Source organism: Streptomyces sp. NRRL F-2664, from assembly GCF_000719345.1.
GTDB lineage: Bacteria > Actinomycetota > Actinomycetes > Streptomycetales > Streptomycetaceae > Streptomyces.
In genome coordinates this window covers 1-2,849 of record NZ_JOFX01000150.1, presented here as the reverse complement: position 1 = coordinate 2,849, position 2,849 = coordinate 1, and the positions used below count along the sequence as shown (strand labels likewise).

General features: G+C 67.2%; 1 protein-coding gene. It reads left to right on the top strand.

Features of this window, described 5'->3' with window-relative positions; genetic code table 11:
- The coding region (locus tag IF89_RS39140; RefSeq protein WP_043194813.1) for an RHS repeat-associated core domain-containing protein at positions 1–1,505 on the top strand (1,505 nt) is incomplete at its 5' end.
- Positions 1,506–2,849: the final 1,344 nt, after the last annotated feature.

The following is a 2,849-nucleotide window of genomic DNA, read 5'->3' as shown; positions in this document are numbered from 1 at the left end:
CCACGGCGCACGAGACCGACTCCGCGGGCCGTCTCACCGCAGTAGTCGCCGACGGCGGGAAAACCGAGCAGAGCTGGGATGCGGCCGGCAACCTCCTCAAGGGCGCAGACGGCACCGCCTGGACCTACAGCCCCGACAACAAGCCCCTCACCGCCGCCACCAAGGACGGTGTGCGCACCGAGTACACGTACTGGGCCGACGGCAGCCGCAGATCCTCCACCACCACCGGCCCGGACGGCGCCACCAGCGCCGTCACCTTCCACTACACCCCCGGCGGCGCCATCGCCAACGACACCCACACCACCCCCGACGGCAACGCCCGCAGCGGCTCCTACCTCACCGGGGCAGCCGGACGCGAAGCCCGCAGCCTCACCGCCACCCCCGGCGCCGCCCGCTATCTCCACACCGACCGCCGCGGCAACACCATCCTCGAAACCGGCTCCGAAGGCGGCATACACACCAGCCGGGCCTACACCGACTACGGCCAGGAAACAGGCCCCGGAGCCGCCCCGGCGCCCGCTGCCCACCGCGCAGCCGACCCCGCCGCCAACCCCTTCCGCTTCGGCGGCGAATACACCAATGAAGAGACCGGCACTCAGTACAGCCCCGCCCGCCTCTACCACCCCGAAACCGGCCGCTTCACCACCCGCGACCCCCACCCCACACCCCTCAACAAATACCAGGCCTACGCAGCCAACCCGGTTGAGCACACCGACCCCACAGGCAACTTCCCCATCAGCGTGAAATTCCGCACAAAGCTGCAAAAATCCAAGGCGAAAAACCGGAAGAGCCAAGAGCGGCGTCCGCAGATGAGTGAAAGCGCCAGGAAAGCTCACCACAGGGACACCATGCTGCGAATGGCGAGGGACGGCTTTTATTGGGCGGACGACTATGAGACTGCGGAAAGTGTAAAGAAAGCAAGGGGAGATAAATTCTATCGGGACCACATCCGCGGGAACATAGCGGCTTACGAGGCCCTTGCGGAAGAAGTCGCCGGCGCAATGCGCGAAAGGGCCGAGCACCTGACAGTGCCGCTTTCGTCAGCCGAAGCAGTCCTAGGGATCACCGACGGTCGAATCACCACCATCGGTGAGGCGGATGCGTTTATATCCTTCGCTGGCCTCAAAGAGGTGTACGGGGGGGGCAATCATGCCTACGACCTCCTTGTAGACTCCTTCGCCGACTACAGCACAAGGCACCAGGCAGCCGTCGAATGGTATGCCCAGACGCAGGCGTGGATGGAAGAGAACCCCTCAAGTATCAGGGTTGATGTGAAGCACGGGACAAAAGCGATGGTCGCAAGCTACCTGCTTACCGCGGTCGATGTAGTCGCGCGAAACCATGCCGACTCTCCGGTGGAGGTTGATTTCTCGGCCCTCAGGAGCCGCGTAGAGGGGGTATACGCGGAGCATCGGAGCGCACTGGAGCGCAGACACCTTACGTCAGTTCCCATGACATTCCACCTGAACGGAGTCACGGTCTGGGGAAACATGGTGCGGAAGTAACCGACTCAGCCCCCTTGCGCCTCCTGGAACCGTATTGTGAGGCACGCGCATGAGGCAGGGCCTCTTGGTGATTCGGAAGGATGCTGGAGTCTGTCCGAACGCCAGGGGGCCCTGCTTCTTTCTGTGCGGCCAGTATGAGTGCACCGGCTTCGTTTTGATCTTGCTGTTGCTTCGTGCGGGCGCGGCTCGGCGATGTGACGTGCGCTGCTGGATGCCGGTGTGAGCCCGAGTGGAAGCTGGCGGGTCTGACGGGAGGTGCGGTGCAGTACATCCGGCGCGGAGGGCAGCCCCGTCGCGTTCGCCGACCGGCACGGCAACCACACCGGCGACGGCGCCCGGTGGAGCGGGGGGCATGCGTTCGGGCTCCGCACATCGGCCACAGTTGTGCGGAGCAGCGCCTCAAGCCTGCCGCCACAGCACGGGCCGGGCTAGGGTCGGTGCACGGCTGCGATCCGGACGGCGGAGCGCAGTCGGACATGGCAGGCGTGCAATCACGCCTGTCGGCCGGGCCCGCTGGTCACCCCCGTGTCACACGGGCCCGGCCGCTTCCCACGGCCTGCGGCGCGCTCTCACACGGGCATCAGCCCCGACGCGGAGGCGGGGCCTGCGGGCCTGGGTCCGGCTCGACCCCAGCCCTCCCGAGGGCTCGTCCCGAGCTGCGGCCAATCCCCCTGTAAGATGGAGTCTCCTTCTACTGCCCTCTGGTGGGCTTGGCCGCGATGGCAGCTGGTCTTCCGCTCGAACTTCCGCGGGTGGAAGTCCGCCCGCGGGGGGCGGCGCCTGGTGTTGCAGAAGTCGGCGCCAGGCGGCGGTCTTGATCCGGGCCTCGGCTCGGGTGGTGGACTGGAGCCGGTGGACGCACTCGGTCTTGACCGTGGAGTTGCCTGCCTCAGCGGCGGCGCTGCCGGAAGCAGGATCCCACCAGGCTCAGGACTGGACCACGACCAGGCAGTCCCACAGGCTGGTGTATGCAGCGGAGGTCTATCCGGCGGTTTCAACCGGTCGTCGCTATACCTTCGTGAGCTGGACGTTCTGCGGTGGGTGTGGGGAATCGGCAGCGGGCGGTGCGGGAGTACCGCAGGCTGATGCCCTGGCCGGGCGGTTGAGTGTCGCGTGCCGTGAGGACCGGGTCGGGTGCTGGCGGCCGATCGCGCGGGGCCCGGGTTCGAGGTGTCTCCGTGGGTGGGGCCGCGGTGGTTTCGCCATGCCGGCGGGTGAATCCGTGCCGTGCTCCGACCGCCGCCGGGATGGCGTCCCGCCGAGTGGTGTAGCCGATCACGGGTAGGGCGTGCGCCTGGGGGCGTGTGACAGCCGGGCTTCCGCTCCCTGTCTGTGAGCGGGCCT